This is a genomic window from Mesorhizobium sp. WSM4832 (genome assembly GCF_055811115.1).
Genome location: NZ_JBVVQH010000011.1, coordinates 94052 through 111659, shown reverse-complemented (window position 1 = coordinate 111659; position 17608 = coordinate 94052). Strand labels below are relative to the sequence as shown.

At 63.3% G+C, this 17608-nt stretch carries 19 protein-coding genes; 10 read left to right on the top strand and 9 right to left on the bottom strand.

Annotated elements, in window-relative coordinates:
* Positions 1-60: 60 nt before the first annotated feature.
* The 3 genes from AC0L2L_RS17225 to AC0L2L_RS17215 all read right to left on the bottom strand — a co-directional run bounded on the left by AC0L2L_RS17225 (position 61) and on the right by AC0L2L_RS17215 (position 2602).
* On the bottom strand, positions 61-888 hold the full coding sequence (locus tag AC0L2L_RS17225; protein WP_473579777.1) for an extensin-like domain-containing protein: 828 nt from the start codon (positions 886-888) through the stop codon (positions 61-63).
* A gap of 166 nt (positions 889-1054) precedes the next feature.
* Positions 1055-2101, bottom strand: a complete 1047-nt coding sequence (locus AC0L2L_RS17220) for an extensin-like domain-containing protein (protein ID WP_473579776.1) — start codon at positions 2099-2101, stop codon at positions 1055-1057.
* Positions 2102-2176: 75 nt separating this feature from the next.
* Complete coding sequence (locus tag AC0L2L_RS17215) at positions 2177-2602, bottom strand: DUF3775 domain-containing protein (RefSeq protein ID WP_473579775.1); 426 nt, start codon at positions 2600-2602, stop codon at positions 2177-2179.
* A 167-nt stretch (positions 2603-2769) separates the two neighbouring features.
* Between AC0L2L_RS17215 and AC0L2L_RS17210 the strand changes: the two genes are divergently transcribed.
* Entirely contained in the window at positions 2770-3312 is a 543-nt protein-coding gene (locus tag AC0L2L_RS17210; RefSeq protein ID WP_473579774.1) for a tetratricopeptide repeat protein, read from the top strand.
* Positions 3313-3585: 273 nt separating this feature from the next.
* A complete protein-coding gene (gene greA / locus AC0L2L_RS17205; RefSeq protein ID WP_320234686.1) occupies positions 3586-4059 on the top strand; it encodes a transcription elongation factor GreA in 474 nt (157 codons plus the stop codon).
* Positions 4060-4063: 4 nt separating this feature from the next.
* Here greA and waaC read toward each other — a convergent pair whose 3' ends face one another.
* The 3 genes from waaC to rfaD are packed head-to-tail and all read right to left on the bottom strand — an operon-like array spanning position 4064 to position 6965.
* Positions 4064-5038, bottom strand: coding sequence for a lipopolysaccharide heptosyltransferase I (waaC, locus tag AC0L2L_RS17200; protein ID WP_473579773.1), 975 nt, complete (start codon positions 5036-5038; stop codon positions 4064-4066).
* Positions 5035-6042, bottom strand: coding sequence for a lipopolysaccharide heptosyltransferase II (gene waaF, locus AC0L2L_RS17195; RefSeq protein WP_473579772.1), 1008 nt, complete (start codon positions 6040-6042; stop codon positions 5035-5037). Before waaF ends, waaC begins: the two co-directional genes overlap by 4 nt.
* Positions 6015-6965 (bottom strand): ADP-glyceromanno-heptose 6-epimerase, encoded by a 951-nt coding sequence (rfaD, locus tag AC0L2L_RS17190; RefSeq protein WP_473579771.1) that lies wholly within the window; start codon positions 6963-6965, stop codon positions 6015-6017. Before rfaD ends, waaF begins: the two co-directional genes overlap by 28 nt.
* A 142-nt stretch (positions 6966-7107) precedes the next feature.
* On the opposite strand from rfaD, the gene AC0L2L_RS17185 reads away from it, so the two are divergent.
* The 6 genes from AC0L2L_RS17185 to AC0L2L_RS17160 all read left to right on the top strand — a co-directional run bounded on the left by AC0L2L_RS17185 (position 7108) and on the right by AC0L2L_RS17160 (position 11254).
* The gene (locus AC0L2L_RS17185) at positions 7108-7344 is read left to right on the top strand and encodes a type II toxin-antitoxin system Phd/YefM family antitoxin (protein WP_473579770.1); all 237 of its coding nucleotides are present in this window, start codon (positions 7108-7110) and stop codon (positions 7342-7344) included.
* On the top strand, positions 7310-7750 hold the full coding sequence (locus AC0L2L_RS17180; protein WP_473579769.1) for a hypothetical protein: 441 nt from the start codon (positions 7310-7312) through the stop codon (positions 7748-7750). The genes AC0L2L_RS17185 and AC0L2L_RS17180 overlap by 35 nt, the downstream gene beginning before the upstream one ends.
* A gap of 32 nt (positions 7751-7782) precedes the next feature.
* The gene (locus AC0L2L_RS17175; protein ID WP_473579768.1) at positions 7783-8415 is read left to right on the top strand and encodes a LysE family translocator; all 633 of its coding nucleotides are present in this window, start codon (positions 7783-7785) and stop codon (positions 8413-8415) included.
* A 152-nt stretch (positions 8416-8567) separates the two neighbouring features.
* Positions 8568-10052, top strand: coding sequence for a D-glycero-beta-D-manno-heptose-7-phosphate kinase (gene rfaE1, locus AC0L2L_RS17170; protein ID WP_473579767.1), 1485 nt, complete (start codon positions 8568-8570; stop codon positions 10050-10052).
* 7 nt (positions 10053-10059) lie between these two features.
* Positions 10060-10632, top strand: coding sequence for a D-sedoheptulose-7-phosphate isomerase (locus AC0L2L_RS17165; RefSeq protein ID WP_473579766.1), 573 nt, complete (start codon positions 10060-10062; stop codon positions 10630-10632).
* The gene (locus AC0L2L_RS17160; RefSeq protein WP_473579764.1) at positions 10625-11254 is read left to right on the top strand and encodes a D-glycero-alpha-D-manno-heptose-1,7-bisphosphate 7-phosphatase; all 630 of its coding nucleotides are present in this window, start codon (positions 10625-10627) and stop codon (positions 11252-11254) included. Before AC0L2L_RS17165 ends, AC0L2L_RS17160 begins: the two co-directional genes overlap by 8 nt.
* 68 nt (positions 11255-11322) lie before the next feature.
* Here the strand turns inward: AC0L2L_RS17160 and AC0L2L_RS17155 are convergent, their stop codons facing one another.
* Positions 11323-11799 carry an Lrp/AsnC family transcriptional regulator gene (locus AC0L2L_RS17155; protein WP_320234677.1) on the bottom strand — a complete coding sequence of 159 codons (477 nt, stop codon included), beginning with the start codon at positions 11797-11799 and terminating at the stop codon, positions 11323-11325.
* A gap of 338 nt (positions 11800-12137) precedes the next feature.
* Here AC0L2L_RS17155 and trxB point away from each other — a divergent pair, with 338 nt between their 5' ends.
* Both trxB and AC0L2L_RS17145 read left to right on the top strand, forming a co-directional pair.
* Positions 12138-13112 (top strand): thioredoxin-disulfide reductase, encoded by a 975-nt coding sequence (gene trxB / locus AC0L2L_RS17150; RefSeq protein WP_473579763.1) that lies wholly within the window; start codon positions 12138-12140, stop codon positions 13110-13112.
* Positions 13113-13184: 72 nt separating this feature from the next.
* Positions 13185-14081 carry a LysR family transcriptional regulator gene (locus AC0L2L_RS17145; RefSeq protein WP_027168144.1) on the top strand — a complete coding sequence of 299 codons (897 nt, stop codon included), beginning with the start codon at positions 13185-13187 and terminating at the stop codon, positions 14079-14081.
* A 40-nt stretch (positions 14082-14121) separates the two neighbouring features.
* Here AC0L2L_RS17145 and AC0L2L_RS17140 read toward each other — a convergent pair whose 3' ends face one another.
* Together AC0L2L_RS17140 and AC0L2L_RS17135 are read right to left on the bottom strand one after the other, a co-directional pair.
* Complete coding sequence (locus tag AC0L2L_RS17140; protein ID WP_473579762.1) at positions 14122-14619, bottom strand: methyltransferase family protein; 498 nt, start codon at positions 14617-14619, stop codon at positions 14122-14124.
* Positions 14620-15287: 668 nt separating this feature from the next.
* Complete coding sequence (locus AC0L2L_RS17135) at positions 15288-17336, bottom strand: elongation factor G (RefSeq protein ID WP_473579761.1); 2049 nt, start codon at positions 17334-17336, stop codon at positions 15288-15290.
* Positions 17337-17608 lie beyond the last annotated feature (272 nt).

Here is a 17608-nt window from a genome sequence, read left to right as displayed (position 1 = left end):
CCACTCCCTGACCCATGACAACCACTCTATGCGGTGCGGACCAGTTTGGGCAGCACTGCCTCAGCGGCAGGCGCGGTAGCCGCTCTTGCGGTCCTTGACGTCGAAATGGAAGTGGTTGCGGTGGTCGTAATTGTAGCCGGGGCCGAGCACGGTGTTGAAATACTGGCAGCCGTCGGCACGCACATTGTTGAGGAAGCCACGGGTGCGGAAGGCGAACAGGCCGGGCTTGCGGACGTCGATGTCGTCGCCATTGTTGAGCTCGATGCTCATCACGTCGAGCGCGTTGCCCTTGCCATGCTCGGACAGGACGCCTTCGCCGGCGATGTTGCGGCAGGAATAGCTCGAGCCCTGGTGGATCGCCTTGACGCCGGAGAAATAGCGCCAGCGGGCGGCCGGCTGCAGCTCGTTTTTCGTCCAGGCGGCAAAGGTGGCGGCCATGTTGCAGGTCAGCGTCGCCGCCGGCTTCATGGCGACGCCGCCGATCGCCGAGACTTTCACCGGATAATCGATGCCGCACTGGCCTTCATGAATCGGCTGGATGTCCTGATAGACAACGCCCATCCGCTTCAACTCGTTGCGGCAGTCGATCTCGCTGGCCGGCATCTGCTCGAGAGGCGACATCGGCTCGTCCATGCGCGGATAGGCAGCCTGGGTCATGTAGGGGTTGGACGGAACTAGGCGCTGCATGCCGGAATATTGCGGCGCCTCGGGCTGCGGCACGGCTGCCGTCTGGCTGCCGACATCGACGGCCGGCTGCAGCGCGAAGACGTCACCGGTCGTGCAGGCCGATATCGTGGCGATGGCGCCCGCTGCCAGCCCGACAATCGTGATCCGCGCGCACCTGTTCCGTTGCGCCAGGCTAAGCATGGCACCAAGTCTTCCAGCCATCGAAAGGCATCCTGTCCCCAAGAGCTGATCCCAATTGGGATCATGCTTCCGATGGCACAAGTCTAGTCGGCAAGAGTAAAGGAAAGATCAGCGCCGGGATTCATGCGTGGGGCGGAATTGCGGCGCTGTTCTTGCCGGGACGTGGTCGAAACTTTCGAGACCATGCTTACTGGCAGAAGGTACCGCCGTGGCGGCGCGGTTCCAGGTCGAGGTGGAAATGCAGCGCGTGGTCGGGGTCGGCGCCCGGCCCAAGCACCGTCTTGAACGGCCCGCAGGCGGCCTTGCGCACCGCGTTGAGGAATTTCGCGTCCTTCTCGGGTGGCGTCGGGCCGATCTCGATCTTCTTGCCGTCCGACAGTGTAAAAGAGGCGATGTCGAGCGCGTTGCCGAAGGCATGTTCCGACAGTCTGCGCGTGCCGTTGCGCGGGCGGCAGACAAAGGCCGAGGCCTGGTTGATCGACTTAAGATCCGCGCCGAGTTCGGCCTTCGCCATGGGCTGGACGACATCAGCCATGAAGTGCGCCGCCGCCTCGGCCATCTCGCAGTTGAGTTCGGTGCCAGGGCTGATGCCGATGGATTTGCCGAGTGTCTTTAAGACGACAGGGTAGGGGATCGAGCAGCCGATCTCAGGATCGTGCTCGGCCTTGTGTTCCTCGAATTCGACGCCAAGCGCCTTCAGCCGCGCGCGGCATGCGGTTTCTTCCGCCGGCATCCTGTCGGCCGGCATGTCGGCCGAGCGTGGATCGGGAAGCATCTTTTCCTCGCCCGGAGGTGCGGGTTTTTCCGGCGGCTGCGGCGCCGTGCCGGGCGGTTCCGGCTCGAGTTCGGCCGGTTTCTCCGGCGGCGTCGGAACGACTGCCGGCGTCTGCGGCTCGGACTCTGTCTGCGGCTCGGATTCAGCGCCCTTCGAACGCGGCGGATGGGCATCCCATTTCGGGTGCGACTTCTCCTGGTTGAGGAAGTCGTCATCGCCTTCGAGGCGGCTTTTGTCTTGCCCGGACTTGTCGGCGCCGTTCTCCATATCTTGAGGACGCGGCCCCGGAACCGGCGTCGCCAGGGGCGTTTCCGGTGCCGGAGCGGCGCTCAGGCTGGTCGGCGGCACGTGTCTTTTGTGCCGATGATGGTGCTTGGCCAGGGCCGGCGTAACCAGCAGGATCGCGGCCGCCAAAGGCAGCGCCAGTTTGCATAGTCGCGAAAAGCTCAGCGTTGCCATCGCCCCGAAACGGCGGTCGCGTTGCGAAGTTGCCTGCGCCAGCAGCCTTGCCGATCACAATCGGTTACCGGTGCGTTACGCGCCAATGGCTTCAAGGCCTTCCTCCAGCCAGTCGGCAAGCAGCGGCAGGCCGAGCAGATACTTGGCGGTGCGCCTGTTGGAACGTTCTTTCGCGGCTGTGACCGCGTCGGACCACTCGGATGCGTCATAGTCGCCGCGCCCGACCCAGGCGAGCGCGATCAGTTCGGCCGCTTCGTCGACATTGAGATCGTTGATCAGTTCGCGGAATTCTTCCTCGGTGAGGTTTTCCGAGGCTTCCTCGACAAGGCCGTCATGGTGATGACCGGCACGCCTGTCGCCGTCGAACTCGACTTCGTGCTCGCCGCCGTCGACATAATCCTCGTTGACGGCGGCGCTCAGCGCCTTGGCCTTGAGTATGAACAGGCGCACCGTGTCGGGATCGATCGAAAGTTCCCACTCCTTTTCGAGGCGCTGCTGCACGGCCCTTCTCCACGTGATGCGCTTGGCGCGATGATAGCGGATTTGCGGCGCGCGTCACGTCTGGAGTAAAGCCGTCCAAAATAGTTGGGCCGCCGCCGGTATTTTCGGGATGAAAGAATGCCGGAGCGGCGTTAGTCTGGCAATCTCACGCCCTCAAGGAGGCTTCGATGCGCAGACGTTTGCTTATTCAGGTCATGGCTGTCGCGGCGCTGCCGCTGTTTGTTGCCCCGGCTTTTGCCGCCGGTGAAGGTGGCAGCAGCAGTGGCAGTGGCCAGACGACGACCACGTGCAAGAAGGGCGAGGTCTGGGACAAGAAGAAGAAGAAATGCGTCGTGCCGCAATACGGCATGCTGGATGACGACAGCATCTATGAGGCAGGCCACGATCTGGCGATGGCCGGACGTTATGACGAAGCGATCTCGGTGCTGACGCTCGCCGCCAACAAAGAGGATCCGCGCATCCTCAACTATCTCGGCTATTCGCATCGCCATTCGGGCCGCGTCACCGTCGGCCTCGGCTATTACGAGGAAGCGCTGAGGATCGATCCGAACTACACGCTGGTGCGTGAATATCTCGGCGAGGCGCATCTGCAGATCGGCGATCTTGCCGGCGCCCAGGAGCAGCTCCAGCAAATCGAGAAGCGGACCGGCAAGGGTTCGCGCGAGTACGGCATGCTGTCCGAGCAGATCGATCATTTCCTGAGGAGCTGATTCCAACTCCAAGGCTTTTCGAACCGGCTGCGAGCGATCGCAGCCGGTTTTTTTGCCGCCGCTTGCCGGGTTTGCCGCATGGGTCCGGCGAACGCGCTGACGATTTTACCAAAGTTGATTTTTTGGGCGTGAAAATCGCGCGAAGATCGCTATATTCGGGGAAATAGTGGTGACACGGTTCCGTTAGCCCGAGGCTGCCGGACCGTTTTCTTTTTGTACCCGGAGACAAGGCCACTCCCGAAAACGGGGGCGGCGGCAGGAAAGGTCAGGCATATGATCATGGTCCCGATGACAGGCGAGGGGTTCGCGTCATTGAAGGAAGAACTGCGTTGGCGCCAGCAGGAGGAACGTCCTCGCATCATCGAGGCGATTTCCGAAGCGCGCTCGCATGGCGACCTGTCCGAAAATGCCGAATATCACGCGGCCAAGGAGTCGCAGAGCCACAATGAAGGCCGCATCAACGAACTCGAGGATCTGATCGCGCGCGCCGAGGTCATCGACGTCTCCAAGCTCAGCGGCGACAAGGTGAAGTTCGGCGCGACCGTGGTGCTGGTCGACGAGGACACCGAGGAAAAGAAGACCTATCAGATCGTCGGCGACCAGGAAGCGGACGTGAAGTCCGGCCGGATCTCGATTTCATCGCCGATCGCGCGTGCGCTGATCGGCAAGGAAGTCGGCGACGCCATCGAGGTCAATGCTCCGGGCGGCGCCCGCGGATATGAGATCGTCCAGGTCCAGTTCATCTGAGGACCTAGGCTGGCGCCCTTGACCTGAGCGCCAGCAATCTTTCCGCCTCCGCCATCACCTCAGCCGGCGCGACCTTGCCGCCGGCAGGCGCAAGCAGCGTCGACGAGAACGGCCCGCGCGGGCCGGTCAGGCCTGGCTCCGTCGCCAGGAAGATGGCAACGGTCGGCAGGCCGAAGGCACTGGCAAGATGGGTGAGGCCGGTGTCGGCGCCGATGACGAGCGTCGAGCGACCGAGGATTGCGGCAACGTCCGCGAGCGGCGATTTCGGAACCAGCACCGTCCTCGGCACGGCCCCGGCAATGGCTTGCGCCACAGATTTTTCCGCCTCATTCGACCAGGTGACCACCGGCGTGAACTGCCGGTCGGTCAGCTGGCGCGCGGTTTCGATCCAATCCTCGACCGGCCATTTCTTGTCCTCGCGGCTGGTGCCGTGCAGCAGGAAGGCGGCTTTGCCTTCGACGCCGCGAAGATCGCCCGCCGGTGGCACGATGCCGGAGCGAAGCGTCGACAGATCAGGTTGGTAGCCAAGCGCCAGCCCGAACAGCCGCCTTGTGCGCTCGATGGCATGCAGGTCGCGCGGCACGGCGTATTTGCGCTGATAAAACAGCGTTGCCGAAGGCTCGCGGGCGCTGGCCCGGTCGAAGCCGGCAATCGGCGCCCCGGCCTGTATGGCGACCAGGGCCGACTTCAACAAGCCCTGCGCGTCGATGACAAGATCGTAACGGCAGGCACGGAGCGCTCCGCGCAGTCCGGCCATCGCGCGCCATGTGCCGCCGGTGAAAAGCGTCTTGCGCCAGCGCCGGATCGCTACCTTGTGGACGGTTCCAATTGCCGGATGCAACGCCACGATCCCGGCAAACGGCTCCTCCATGCACCAGTCGAAGTTTATGTCGGGGCGATTGTGGACCGCGTCCTCGACGGCGGGAAAAGTGTGGATGACATCGCCCATCGACGATGTCTTGACGATCAGCACTTTCATGCGGCTGCCGGAACCTTGAGCAAGCGCTCTGCCGCGGCGGTGACGCGAGCGACATCGAGCGTGTTCAGACAGTTGAGATGGCCGAGCGGGCAGATTTTCTTGTGGCAGGGCGAGCAGGACAGGTGCAGCCAGATCAGCTCCGAGCGTTCGCTGAGCGGCGGGGTGTTTTCCGGCGAGGTCGAACCGTAGACGGCGACGATCGGCGTGCCGACTGCCGCCGCGACATGCATCAGCCCGCTGTCGTTCGACACCGCAAGCTTCGCCGCGGCGATCAGGTCGATGGCATCCTCCAGCCGCGTCTTGCCGGCAAGGTCGATGGCGCCCGGCGCCAGGGCGGCTATCTCGCCGGTCACGTCGGCGTCGTTCTTCGAACCGAGCAGCGCGACGCCCAGACCCCTCGCCATCATGTCCCGGGCAAGCCCGGCATAGTGATCGCTCGGCCAGCGTTTTGCTGGGCCGAACTCGGCGCCAGGCATCAAGGCGACGAATTTCCGGCCGGTCAGTCCGAAGCGCGCCAGCAAATCGGCTTGATTGGCCTTGTCGACGGTGAGCCTCGGCGCGCGAAAGGTGCCGCGGCGCGCAAGGCCGAAATAGGCACGCGCCGTACGCCGTTTCAGCGCTTCGGGCAGCGGCACGACATCGGTCAGCAGGCCGTAGCGCATTTCGCGCAGATTGCCGACACGATGGGGGATGCGGGCAAAGAACGGGATCAGCGCCGATTTCCAGCTTCCCGGCAGCACATAGGCCATGTCGTAGCGGCCGCGCAGCAGGCGGCCGAAGCGCCTGCGGCTGCGGAATTCGAGCGCGCCCGGCATCAGAGGGAAGTCGATCTGGCTGCGGATCTCGGGCATCCGCTTGACCAGCGGTGCCGCCCAGGCCGGCGCCAGCACGTCGATGGCAGCATTCGGATGCTTTTCCTTCAGCGCCGCAAACAGGCACTGCGCCATCACCATGTCGCCCACCCAGCGTGGGCCGATCACGAGGATCGTTGGGCCTTCAGCCATTCGACATAGTCCCTGACGCCGGTTTCGACTGTTCGGAATTGGCCATTGTAGCCGGCCGCGCGCAAGCGGGACATATCAGCCTGCGTAAAACTCTGGTAGCTGCCCTTGAGGTGATCGGGAAAGGGGATGAACTCGATTTCGCCCTTGCCCAGCGTATCGATGACCGTTTCGGCGATAGCGCGGAACGGCTGGGCGCGGCCGGTGCCGCAGTTGAAGATGCCGCTCGCGCCGCGTTTCCACAGCCACAGATTGACTTCCGCGACGTCGCCGACATGGATGAAGTCACGGCTCTGCTCGCCAGGGCCGAAGTCGCCATAAGCGCCGAACAATTTCGGGTTTTCGCCGCGCTCGACCTGGTTGAACAGATGGAAGGCGACCGAGGCCATGGCGCCCTTATGCGCCTCGCGCGGTCCATAGACGTTGAAATAGCGCAGGCCGGCGACCTGCGAATGGTCGGTATCGAAGACGTTGCGGCGGATGTAATCGTCGAACAGTTTTTTCGAATAGGCATAGACATTGAGCGGGCGCTCGAAATCCGGCTCCTCGCGGAACTCGCTGCCGCCGCCATAGACTGAAGCAGACGAGGCATAGAGGAAGGGCACACGCAGCGCCAGGCAGGCATGCAGCAGCCGCTTCGAATAGGCGTAGTTCACCTCCATCATGAACTTGCCGTTCCACTCTGTGGTGGTCGAGCAGGCGCCCTGGTGGAAGACGGCCTCGATGCGGCCAAGCCCGCCATCCTCGAGCCGGGCGAGAAAATCGTCCTTGTCGAGATAGTCGGCGATACGAAGATCGGCGAGGTTGGCGATCTTGTGGCCGTCGGTGAGGTCGTCGACGACGACGATGTCGTCATGCCCCTCGGCATTGAGCGCAGCGACGATGTTGGAGCCGATCATGCCGGCGCCGCCCGTGACGATGATCATGAAGGCCTCTGTTTGCTTCCGATTCCGGCTCTTATAGGGGAGGCCAGCCGGGCTGTCGACAAAGCAGGCGTCGCGCCGTCCTGAGGTTCTTGCGCTTGTCTATTTTGTCTTTTTTGTCTATTATGTACAAAATGGAGTGCCCATGAAACACTATCCGTCGACCGATCTGAAACAGAATCTCGGAGATGTGCTTGCGGCTGCGAGCCAGCAGCCTGTCTCCATCACGCGTCACAACAAGCCGAGATACGTCCTGATGAGCATCGAGACTTACGAGGCTCGCTTCGTCAACGATAGCCGCCGCGTTTACGCGGCGAAGGACGCTCCGGCCGAACATGTCGAGATGCTTGAGCAATACACTGCCGAGCTGGATCGTGATTAGACCCATAGCCGCCGATGTCTGGCGATATCCATATCTGTGGTATCGCCAACATGGCGGCGGCGAGACCGAAGGCCGCAAGAAACGCCCCGTCGCCTTCGTGGCCGTCCTTCCCGGGAGAGCCGGCGGCACCAACCTCTTCATCCTCGCAATCACTTCCACGCAGCCGGGTCGCGATCGTGTGGCCGTTGCCATTCCGGAAATTGAACGTCGCCGCGCCAGCCTTGACCCTATCCCTCTTTGGGTCATAGTCGATGAGTACAACCACGATATCCTGGAATCGTCGGCCTATTTCGAACCGGGTGCGCGCATTGGCGCGTTCAGTCCGTCATTCCACAAGAAAGTCATGGCCGCTTTCATTGCGGTTGTCCGCAAAGGCCAATCCAAAGCCATTCCGCGTGCGGACTGAACAGCCTGCAACCGGATCATGAGGGACGAAAAATGCCGTCGACCGAACTGCTGATCGCGTTTTTCGCTACGACGGCGATCTTCGCCTACATCCCAGGCCCCGCCATGCTTTACGCCGCCGCGCAGACGATGGCGCGCGGGCGCTGGTCCGGCCTGACTGCGGCACTCGGCATTCATCTCGGGGGATATGTGCATGTCTTCGCCGCCGCCGCCGGCTTGTCGGTGCTATTCCATGCCGTGCCGCCGCTGTACATGGCGGTCAAGCTCGTCGGCGCGCTTTATCTGATCTGGCTGGGCATCTCGTTGTTCCGCGCCAAGGCGGAAGGCGACGTCGCTTTACCCTTGATCGAGCGGAAGTCGGCCCGCCGCGCCTTCGTCGAGAGCATCGCGGTCGAGGTGCTCAATCCGAAGACGGCGATCTTCTTCATGGCGTTCCTGCCGCAGTTCATCGACGCCTCAGCCGGGTTTCCAGTCTGGGTGCAGTTCATCGTCCTGGGCACCATCGTCAATCTGATGTTCTCCTCGGCCGACATAGCGTGCGTGTTCCTGGCCAGCGCGGTGATCGCGCGGCTGCGGCGTTCAGGGCACGCGCAGCGATTGATGCGACGGGCAGGCGGCGCGGTACTGGTCGGCCTCGGCGTCCATGTTGCCCTGCAGAAGAGCTGATTGCTCAGCCGGCTCCGGCCGCGGTCGGCGCCAGGCCTGCCGTTGCGCTCGCCCGAATTGCGGTATATCGGCATCGCCTCGAGTAGCCGCGCCACAATTCCGGCGCTGAAATCTAATCAAGTCCGGCGTTCCTCAGGCATACCTCGAGTGAGATGATCAAGCACCATCTGCCTTCCCCCGAACCTTTGCATCGCACCATCGCCCGGTTCGGCGACGTCACCGTGCTGGTCGTGGGCGATCTCATCCTCGACCGTTTCGTCAGCGGCGTGATCGAGCGCATCTCGCCGGAAGCCCCAATCCCCGTGCTGCATGGACGGGGCGAGACGCTCAACATGGGCGGCGCCGGCAATGTCGTTTCCAACATCGTTTCGCTTGGTGCGGCCGCCATACCGGTATCGGTGATCGGTGCCGACCAGGCGGGCAACAATCTGATACGCATGCTCGGCGAGGTCGGCGTCGACACGGACGGACTTCTGCAGCGCCAGGATCGTATGACTTCGTCGAAAAGCCGCTTCAGCGCGCTCAACCAGCAGGTGCTGCGTTTCGACGAGGAAGAGATCAAGCCGCTCGCGCCCGCCGAGCGGGCGAAGCTCATCGATCATTTCCAGGCGGCGCTTGGCCGCGCCGACATCGTCATCCTCTCCGACTACGGCAAGGGCATCCTGCTCGACGGCGTCGCCGGCGAGCTGATCGCGATCTGCCGCGATGCCGGCAAGCCGGTTCTGGTCGATCCGAAGGGGCGCGACTATGCGCGCTATGCCGGCGCGACGGCGGTGACGCCGAACCGCAAGGAGCTTGGCGAGGCGGTCGGGCGCAAGGTGTTCGGCGACGACGAGATCGTGGACGCGGCGCGCGACCTGATCGCCATGCATGATTTCGAATTCATCGTCGCCACGCGCAGCGAAAAGGGCATGAGCGTGGTCTCCGGCGAGGATGCCCGCCACATCTCCACGCAAGCGCGTGAGGTGTTCGACGTTTCGGGCGCCGGGGACACGGTTATCGCGACATTCGCGCTTTCGCTCGCCGCCGGGGCCGACCGGGTGCACGCGGCCGTCATCGCCAATGCGGCCGGCGGCGTCGTCGTAGGCAAGCGCGGCACGGCGCGGCTGAACGTCGAGGAGCTGTCCGGCGCGCTGTTTCGCTCACATGGGCCTACCGGTCACCAGGACGCCATCCTCGATTTCAATGCGGCGGCCAGGATGGTCGCGGCGTGGAAGGAAGAGGGGCTGGCAGTCGGCTTCACCAATGGCTGCTTCGATATCCTGCATGCCGGCCATGTCAGCCTGCTGCATGCCGCGCGCAGCCAGTGCGACCGGCTGGTGCTCGGCCTCAACAGCGACGCCTCGGTGCACCGGCTCAAGGGGCCGGGACGCCCGGTCAACAACCAGCATGACCGCGCCTGCGTGCTGGCCGCGCTTGCCTCGGTCGATGCCGTCGTCGTCTTCGAGGAAGACACACCGCTCAAGCTGATCGAGGCGCTCCTGCCGGACATCCTGGTCAAGGGCGCGGACTACACGATCGAGACCGTGGTCGGCGCCGATGTGGTGCAGAAGGCAGGCGGCCGCGTGGTGCTGGTCGACCTTGTTGCCGGCAAGAGCACGACGAACACGATCGGCAAGCTGCGTGCCGCAAACTGAGGGTCTGATGTCCGATTTGAACGACTACCTGGTCCGCTCCGCGGCGGCGATCTCGGCGATGGTCGAGCGCGACCTGACCGGTGAGATGGAACGCGCCGTGAGCACGGTCGTGACGGCGCTTTCACACGGCAAGGCGCTGCTGATCTGCGGCAATGGCGGCTCGGCCAGCGATGCCATCCACATCGCCGGCGAGCTGGTCGGCCGCTTCCTGAAGGAACGCAAGGCCTACAACGTCATCGCGCTGCCGGCCAACGCCGCTGTGCTGACCGCGTGGGGCAACGACTACGGCTTCGACACCGTGTTCTCGCGCCAGGTCGAGGCGCATGGCTCGGAAGGCGCGGTGCTGCTGGCGATTTCGACCAGCGGCAACTCGCCGAGCATCCTTGCCGCCGCCGAGCAGGCGCGGGCGATGGGAATGACGGTGATCAGCCTGACCGGCGAGAGCGGCGGCAAGCTCAAGCCGCTCACCGACATCCTGCTCAACGTGCCGTCAACCTCGACGCCGATCATCCAGCAGGGGCATCTGTGCCTCTACCATCATCTGTGCGAGGCGGTCGAAGCGCGTCTCAGCGATGGCTGAGAGCTCGGGCTTTCCGCTTGCCGAGCCCGGCCTGTGGGTCGAGCGGATCGGCCACAGAAGCTTTCCAGCTGGACGGCCGGCGCTGTTCCTCGATCGTGACGGCACGATCAATGTCGATACCGGCTATCCCGACGATGCGGCGGCGATGGTGCTGCGCGACGGCATCGCGCCGATCATCGAGGCCGCGAACCAACGCGGCATTCCGGTCGTTGTCGTGACCAATCAGTCCGGCATCGCGCGCGGCTATTTCGGTTGGGACGCCTTCGCCCGGGTCAACAGGCGCGTGCTCGATCTTCTGGGCGAACGGAATGCCTTCGTCGACATGGTGCTTGCCTGCGCCTACCACGAGGCCGGCGCCGGCCCGCTGGCGATTGCCGACCATCCGATGCGCAAGCCCAATCCGGGCATGCTGCTGGAGGCGGGCCGTCGGCTTGAGCTTGACCAGAAGCGATCGCTGATCGTCGGCGACAAGCCGGCGGACATGAAAGCTGGGCAACGCGCCGGCCTGCAGCGAGGCTGGCTTGTCGATGGCGATGCCTCCGCGACGGATGGTCTTGCGGTCTTGCCGTTGCGCGATGTGAAGGATCTTGACGGACTGCTCGCGGCGATACGATCACTCTGATCGCTGATTGATTCAACGCCGGGCGCTAAGCTGCTGCTTTTTCGAAGAATTTATCGGAAGCCGGCACATTAAGCCGGGAAGGCCACGAGGCCCTCGTCCTTAACGCGGCGGATGGTCAAGGCGGTGCGCACGGTGTCCACATTCGGGGCGGAGGCCAGCTCCTCGATGACGAAGGTCTGGAAGGTGCCGAGGTCGCTCGCCACGCAGTGCAGCAGGAAATCGGATTCGCCCGAGACCATCCAGGCGTCGCGCACGATCGGCCAGCCGCGCGTGCGCTCGGCGAAGGTCTTCAGCTCGGCATCGGCCTGATGATGCAGGCCGATCAGGCAGAAGGCGACGACATCCATGCCGAGCGCCGGCGCGTTGAGCAGGGCCCGATAGCCGCGGATGATGCCGGCCTCCTCCAGCCGCCGGACGCGGCGCAGGCAAGGCGGCGCCGAGATGCCGACGCGGCTGGACAATTCGACATTGGTCATGCGCCCGTCGCCCTGCAGCTCGCGCAGGATCTTCCAGTCGATGGCGTCGAGGTCGGCTTTGAGCGGCATGGCTGTCCCGGCTGTGCGCAAGAATCTTTCGCAATTTTGTAATTAAACGACTTTTGTGTCCGCGCCAGCCCTAAAGCGCGTCGCACTGAAACGGATTCCGGCGACGCGCTTTAAGCCTTTGTTTTGATGCATGTCGTTGTCCCAGAACCGCTGCACACTTCTGGGCGACATGCATTAACCGAAGCGATTTTTCGGGCGTAACAAAAGTCGCGATTTCGCGAATACCTGCTCAGCCACAGCTTTCCGGGGACGACGATCCGTTCGTCTTGCTGCCATGGGTGGCAACCCTTACATTAAGCCCAACAAACCACGGCTTTGCGCCGCAGGGGACTTTTTTCATGAACACCAGACACGCACCCGTTCTCATTATCGGTTCCGGTCCGGCCGGCTACACGGCGGCGGTCTATGCCGCTCGCGCCATGCTGAAGCCGATGCTGGTCGCCGGCCTGCAGCAGGGCGGCCAGCTGATGATCACCACCGATGTGGAGAACTATCCCGGCTTCGCCGATCCGATCCAGGGCCCCTGGCTGATGGAACAGATGCTGAAGCAGGCCGAGCATGTCGGCACCGACATCGTCAACGACATCATCACCGAGGTCGACCTCAATGTGCGGCCGTTCCGCGCTACGGGCGATTCCGGTACCGTCTACACGGCCGATGCGCTGATCATCGCCACCGGCGCGCAGGCCAAGTGGCTCGGCATCCCGTCGGAGCAGACCTTCATGGGCTTCGGCGTTTCGGCCTGCGCCACCTGCGACGGGTTCTTCTATCGCGGCAAGGACGTCGCGGTAATCGGCGGCGGCAATTCCGCGGTCGAGGAAGCGCTCTATTTGTCGAACCTTGCCAAGAGCGTCACCGTCATCCACCGCCGCAGCGACTTCCGCGCCGAGCGCATCCTGCGCGAGCGGCTGCTCAAGAAGGACAATGTCCGCATCATCTGGGACACGGTCGTGGACGAGATCACCGGCCGTCCCGGCAAGGCGCCGCTGCCGCCCTCGGTCGAAGGCCTGACGCTGCGCAATGTGGTGACCGGCCAGGAATCGAAGCTGCCAGTCGATGGCGTCTTCATTGCGATCGGCCATGCGCCGGCTGTTGAACTCTTTGCCGGCAAGCTGAAGCAGAAGCCGAACGGCTATCTGTGGACGGCGCCGGATTCGACCCGCACCGACGTGCCCGGCGTGTTCGCCGCCGGCGACGTCACCGACGACATCTACCGCCAGGCGGTGACGGCGGCCGGGCTTGGCTGCATGGCGGCGCTGGAGGCTGAAAAATACCTGGCGGGAATCGAGGTTCACCGCGAAGCGGCGGAATAACAAACCGGCTGAGAAAAGCCGTTTAAAAGCCTGATTTTTCATTCAGACGCCAAAGGCAACGCGAGGGGAATCATGGCGCTGGACTGGGACAAGCTACGCGTATTTCACGCAGCGGCGGAGGCTGGGTCGTTCACCCATGCCGCCGAGACGCTGCATCTGTCGCAATCGGCTATTTCGCGGCAGGTCAGCGCGCTGGAGCACGATGTCGGCGTGGCGCTGTTCCACCGCCATGCGCGTGGCCTGGTGCTGACCGAGCAGGGCGAGATGCTGTTTCGCACGGCGCATGACGTGCTGATGAAGCTGGAAACCATCAAGACGCGGCTGACCGAGACCAAGGACCGGCCGTCGGGCGTGCTGCGTGTGACGACCACGGTGGGCCTGGGCGCCGGCTGGCTGACCGAGCGCGTGCAGGAATTCATCGAGCTCTATCCCGAGATCAGCCTGCAGCTGATCCTCGCCAATGAGGAGCTCGATCTCACCATGCGCCAGGCCGATTGCGCCATCCGGCTGCGCCAGCCGCAGCAGCCGGACCTTATCCAGCGCCGGCTGTTCACGGTGCATTTCCATCTCTACGCGGCGCCGTCCTATATCGCGAAATTCGGCAGGCCGGCCTCGATCGCCGAACTCAGGAACCATCGCATTGTCACCTTCGGCGTGCCGGTGCCGTCGCATCTGTCGGAGCTGAACTGGCTGGAGACGGTCGGCGATTTCGAGGGCGCGCAGCGGGTGCCGACGCTGCAGATCAACGACATCCTGTCGATCAAGCGGGCGGTGCAGGGCGGCGCCGGCATCGCCATGCTGCCGGACTATGTGATCAACAAGGACTCGAACTTGGTGCAGTTGCTGCCCGAAACCGAGGTGCCGTCCTTCGACACCTACTTCGCATATCCCGACGCGATGAAAAACCAGGCGAAGCTGCATGTCTTCCGCGATTTCATCATCGCCAAGGCCCGTAGCTGGTCCTACTAAGGCACGGTGCTCGACATTCAGCGCACCCTGGGCGTGCGGATCATCCACGCCACGGCGTCAACCGCGGCAGCCAGCCGGGGACGGCGCGGCGGTAGGTTTCGTATTCAGCGCCATAGCGGCTGGCGAGCGTCGGCTCTTCATAGAGTTTGACGAAGGAGATCATCGCGGCCGCGGCGATCAGCCCGTAAATGATGACCGACCAGCTGGAAAAAAGCAGCGCCTGTCCGAGGATGATCGACAGCACCGCTACATACATCGGGTTGCGCACATGGCGGTAGATGCCGCCGACGACCAGCTTCTCGGTTGGCGCGACGGGAGCGGGCGTGCCGAGGCCCTCGAGGGCAAAACGGGCGAAGGCATGAAGCAGGGCCGCGGTCGCTCCGACCACAAGAATGGAGCCCGCAGCCACGAAGCCCGGCACAACCGCCAGAGGTTTGCGGTAGTGGTCGGTCAGCAGCCATGGCACCAGTCCGGCGACAACGCCCGGCGCGACGACAAGGAATAGCGCGCTACCGGCGATTGCTGAAAAAGTCCGCATCAGGCTCTCTTGCCGCAAAAATAAACTCGGGCTGCCCGAATCCACATCATTTGGGATTCAGCGTATTTCCGGAACAGAATCGGCTCATTTCGCATATCAGCAATCGCTTTTGGCGCAGAAAGCCATGATTCCCGCCATTTTTCCTGGTCCTATCGGTTCCGGGAACAAGTTGGACCACAGCCTGCGTCTTTTTGCATGCGTGTGTTGCAAAATAGATGCTTGTTTCTTGGGCATGATGAGCACATATATATTCACATCTCCAGGGCGCGTTCTCCTCCCATTAGCGCCCTCGAGTGTTCCCCTCTGGAGGTTAGCCTTAATCGGCACTTCCAATCAAACTCAGCCGGATCTTTATTGATCCGGCTTTTTTGTTGCCCGCGTGCCTTCGAGCCTGCGGAAGAACGACTGAATCCGCCGCGTAACAGTGACATGTAACATCAGGTAACATGTCGCAGACGCACTCTATCGATTAAGTAGATCATAGGACGCGGTTGGTCGGTTCGGGAGATGGGGGCATCACTCGAAATGACCGGGCTCAGGCAGCTACCGCGTCCGAACCATTTTTTCCGGATGCGGCGGACCCGTCGTTGCCTCCCAGGAAAACGGTCCGCAATAGGAACGGCGTCCGGATCATCCGGACGCCGTTTTCACATCCGCAGCGTAAGCCGTCAGGCGGCTTTGCCGTTGGCATTCATCGCCTCATCGGCGAGGCGGCCGGTGAGCTCGGCCATGTGGTCGAAAGCGGCCTTGTAGCTGGCAACGCCAGCCGTCGCCGAGCGCAGCTCGATGATCAGGTCACCGATTTCCGCCTGCGGCATGGTCGCCTCGACCACGTCCCAGCCTGGCCAGTCGGGCCGCGCGTCATAGCCTAGGATCTGGCCGCGGCGCTGCGGGATCAGCGCAATGATCTTCGAGGTGGCGTCGGAGGGCGTGACGATCTCGACCTTCATGATCGGCTCCAGCAGGACCGGCGAGCAGGCCGCCATGCCTTCCTTCATGGCGAGCTTCGCCGCCATCTGGAAGGCCATGTCGGAGGAGTCGACGGCATGGTAGGAGCCGTCCGACAGGTTGACGGCGACGTCGACAACCGGGAAGCCGAGCGGCCCCGTCTTCAGATAGTCGCGAATGCCGGACTCCACCGATTGGATGTAGGTCTTCGGCACCACGCCGCCGGTGATGGTGTCGGAGAACTGGAAACCGGAACCGCGCGGCAGCGGCTTGATCTCGATCACCACGTCGCCGAACTGGCCGTGGCCGCCGGACTGCTTCTTGTGGCGGCCACGCTGCTGTACCGATTTGCGGATCGTCTCGCGGTAGGGCACCGCCGGGGCATGGCCCTCGATCGGAATCTGGTTCTTGCCCTCGAGGCGTTCGCGCACCACCCGCAGATGCATTTCGCCGTGGCCCGAAAGGACAGTTTCGGCGGAGTCCTGGTTGTGGCGCAGGTTGAGGGAGGGATCCTCCTCGGCCAGCCGCTGGATCGCCGCCGACATCTTGACCTCGTCCTTGCGCTCCTTGGGGCGAAGCGCGAAGGCAAAGACGGGCTGCGGCGGCTCAAGCGCGACCAGCGGCCGGATGCCGCCCTTGGCCGAACTCAGCGTCTGGCCGGTCTTGACGTTGTCGAGCTTGCCGAGCGCGACCGTGTCGCCTGCCTTTGCGGATGTCTGCTTGATCTGGTCCTTGCCGAGCATCCTGTAGATGCCGGAAACCTTGGCCGTATCGCCATTGGAAACGAAAAGCTCGGTCGCGTCGGCCAGTTGGCCCGAAAGTATGCGCGACACAGAGAGCTTGCCGCCATGCGCGGTGTGGATGGTTTTCATCACCTGCACTACCGTCTGGCCGTCCGGCGCGCCAAGGCGCTTCCTCGTTGCCTCGACATCCGGCGCATCGTGGCGAATGGCCTTCAACAGGCGCAGCACGCCATTGCCCTTCTCGGCCGTGCCGATCAGCACCGGCGTCACAGCGCCAGTGCGCAGGTCGGCCGAGAGATCGTCGAAGACCGCATCCTTCGGCGGCTCGATCTCCTCCAGCAATTGCTCCATCAGATGATCGTCATGGTCTGCGAGCGTCTCCAGCATGGAGAAACGAGCTTCCAGTTCGCGTGCCTTGTCGTCGCCAGGAATTTCGGCGACTTCGCTCTCGGCGTATTCGCGGTAGATATAGGCGCGTTCCAGCGCCAGATCGATCGAGCCGATGACGACGCCGTCCTTGCGCACCGGAATCTGGCGCAGCAGCAGCGGTACCGAACTTGCCGGCTGCAGCATCTTCAGCGTGTCGCGCACGCCGGCAATCGCCTTGTCGACCTTGTTGAGGAACAGGATGCGCGGCACGCCGAGATCGTCGAGCTTGCGCATGATGAGCTGCAGCGCCGGGATCTTCTTCTCGTCGGCCTCGGCGACGACGACCGCGAGGTCGCAAGCGGCAAGCACCGGCTCGGCCTCGAAAGCGAATTCGATGGAGCCGGGGCAGTCGACGAAGGTGAGCTGCTCGCCCATGAATTCGGTGGTAGCGAAGGTCGCCTCGACGCTCATGGCGTGGGCGCGGGCCTCGGGCGAATGATCGGAAACGGTGTTGCCCGATGAAACTGGTGACTGGCGGGGAATGGCGCCCGTGCGGGCGAGTATTGCTTCGAGAAGTGTTGTCTTACCGCTTGCAAAGGGACCGACTATGGCAATGCATTTCGGTCCCGTGCGTCGTCCTCCGGCGCGAGTACCCATGGCTGACCTCCACTCAGGCGTTTCCCAAGAGAGCGATCAGCAAAAGTGGAAACCGGTTTTGCGTCCGATCGCACCCTATGCAGAGCGGCGGCCGGCCTGTTCGGCCGGCGCGGGCGGGGTTTATCCACCCCTTCCCAAGGCCATCGTCACACGGGTTTGTCGGGAGGGCAAGAAAAATAGGATATTCGCCGGCTTGGGTTGGCCGGGTCGTCATTTCCGTTTGTCAGGCGGCAAGAGCGCAGCCGTTAAAAAGCTATTGAGACCAAGCCGTC

Coding starts and splice junctions, on each gene's coding strand:
- AC0L2L_RS17225 (WP_473579777.1), bottom strand. CDS start 888: ATGGCTGGAAGACTTGGTGCCATGCTTAGCCTGGCGCAACGGAACAGG.
- AC0L2L_RS17220 (WP_473579776.1), bottom strand. CDS start 2,101: ATGGCAACGCTGAGCTTTTCGCGACTATGCAAACTGGCGCTGCCTTTG.
- AC0L2L_RS17210 (WP_473579774.1), top strand. CDS start 2,770: ATGCGCAGACGTTTGCTTATTCAGGTCATGGCTGTCGCGGCGCTGCCG.
- greA (WP_320234686.1), top strand. CDS start 3,586: ATGATCATGGTCCCGATGACAGGCGAGGGGTTCGCGTCATTGAAGGAA.
- waaC (WP_473579773.1), bottom strand. CDS start 5,038: ATGAAAGTGCTGATCGTCAAGACATCGTCGATGGGCGATGTCATCCAC.
- waaF (WP_473579772.1), bottom strand. CDS start 6,042: ATGGCTGAAGGCCCAACGATCCTCGTGATCGGCCCACGCTGGGTGGGC.
- rfaD (WP_473579771.1), bottom strand. CDS start 6,965: ATGATCATCGTCACGGGCGGCGCCGGCATGATCGGCTCCAACATCGTC.
- AC0L2L_RS17185 (WP_473579770.1), top strand. CDS start 7,108: ATGAAACACTATCCGTCGACCGATCTGAAACAGAATCTCGGAGATGTG.
- AC0L2L_RS17175 (WP_473579768.1), top strand. CDS start 7,783: ATGCCGTCGACCGAACTGCTGATCGCGTTTTTCGCTACGACGGCGATC.
- rfaE1 (WP_473579767.1), top strand. CDS start 8,568: ATGATCAAGCACCATCTGCCTTCCCCCGAACCTTTGCATCGCACCATC.
- AC0L2L_RS17165 (WP_473579766.1), top strand. CDS start 10,060: ATGTCCGATTTGAACGACTACCTGGTCCGCTCCGCGGCGGCGATCTCG.
- AC0L2L_RS17160 (WP_473579764.1), top strand. CDS start 10,625: ATGGCTGAGAGCTCGGGCTTTCCGCTTGCCGAGCCCGGCCTGTGGGTC.
- AC0L2L_RS17155 (WP_320234677.1), bottom strand. CDS start 11,799: ATGCCGCTCAAAGCCGACCTCGACGCCATCGACTGGAAGATCCTGCGC.
- trxB (WP_473579763.1), top strand. CDS start 12,138: ATGAACACCAGACACGCACCCGTTCTCATTATCGGTTCCGGTCCGGCC.
- AC0L2L_RS17145 (WP_027168144.1), top strand. CDS start 13,185: ATGGCGCTGGACTGGGACAAGCTACGCGTATTTCACGCAGCGGCGGAG.
- AC0L2L_RS17140 (WP_473579762.1), bottom strand. CDS start 14,619: ATGCGGACTTTTTCAGCAATCGCCGGTAGCGCGCTATTCCTTGTCGTC.
- AC0L2L_RS17135 (WP_473579761.1), bottom strand. CDS start 17,336: ATGGGTACTCGCGCCGGAGGACGACGCACGGGACCGAAATGCATTGCC.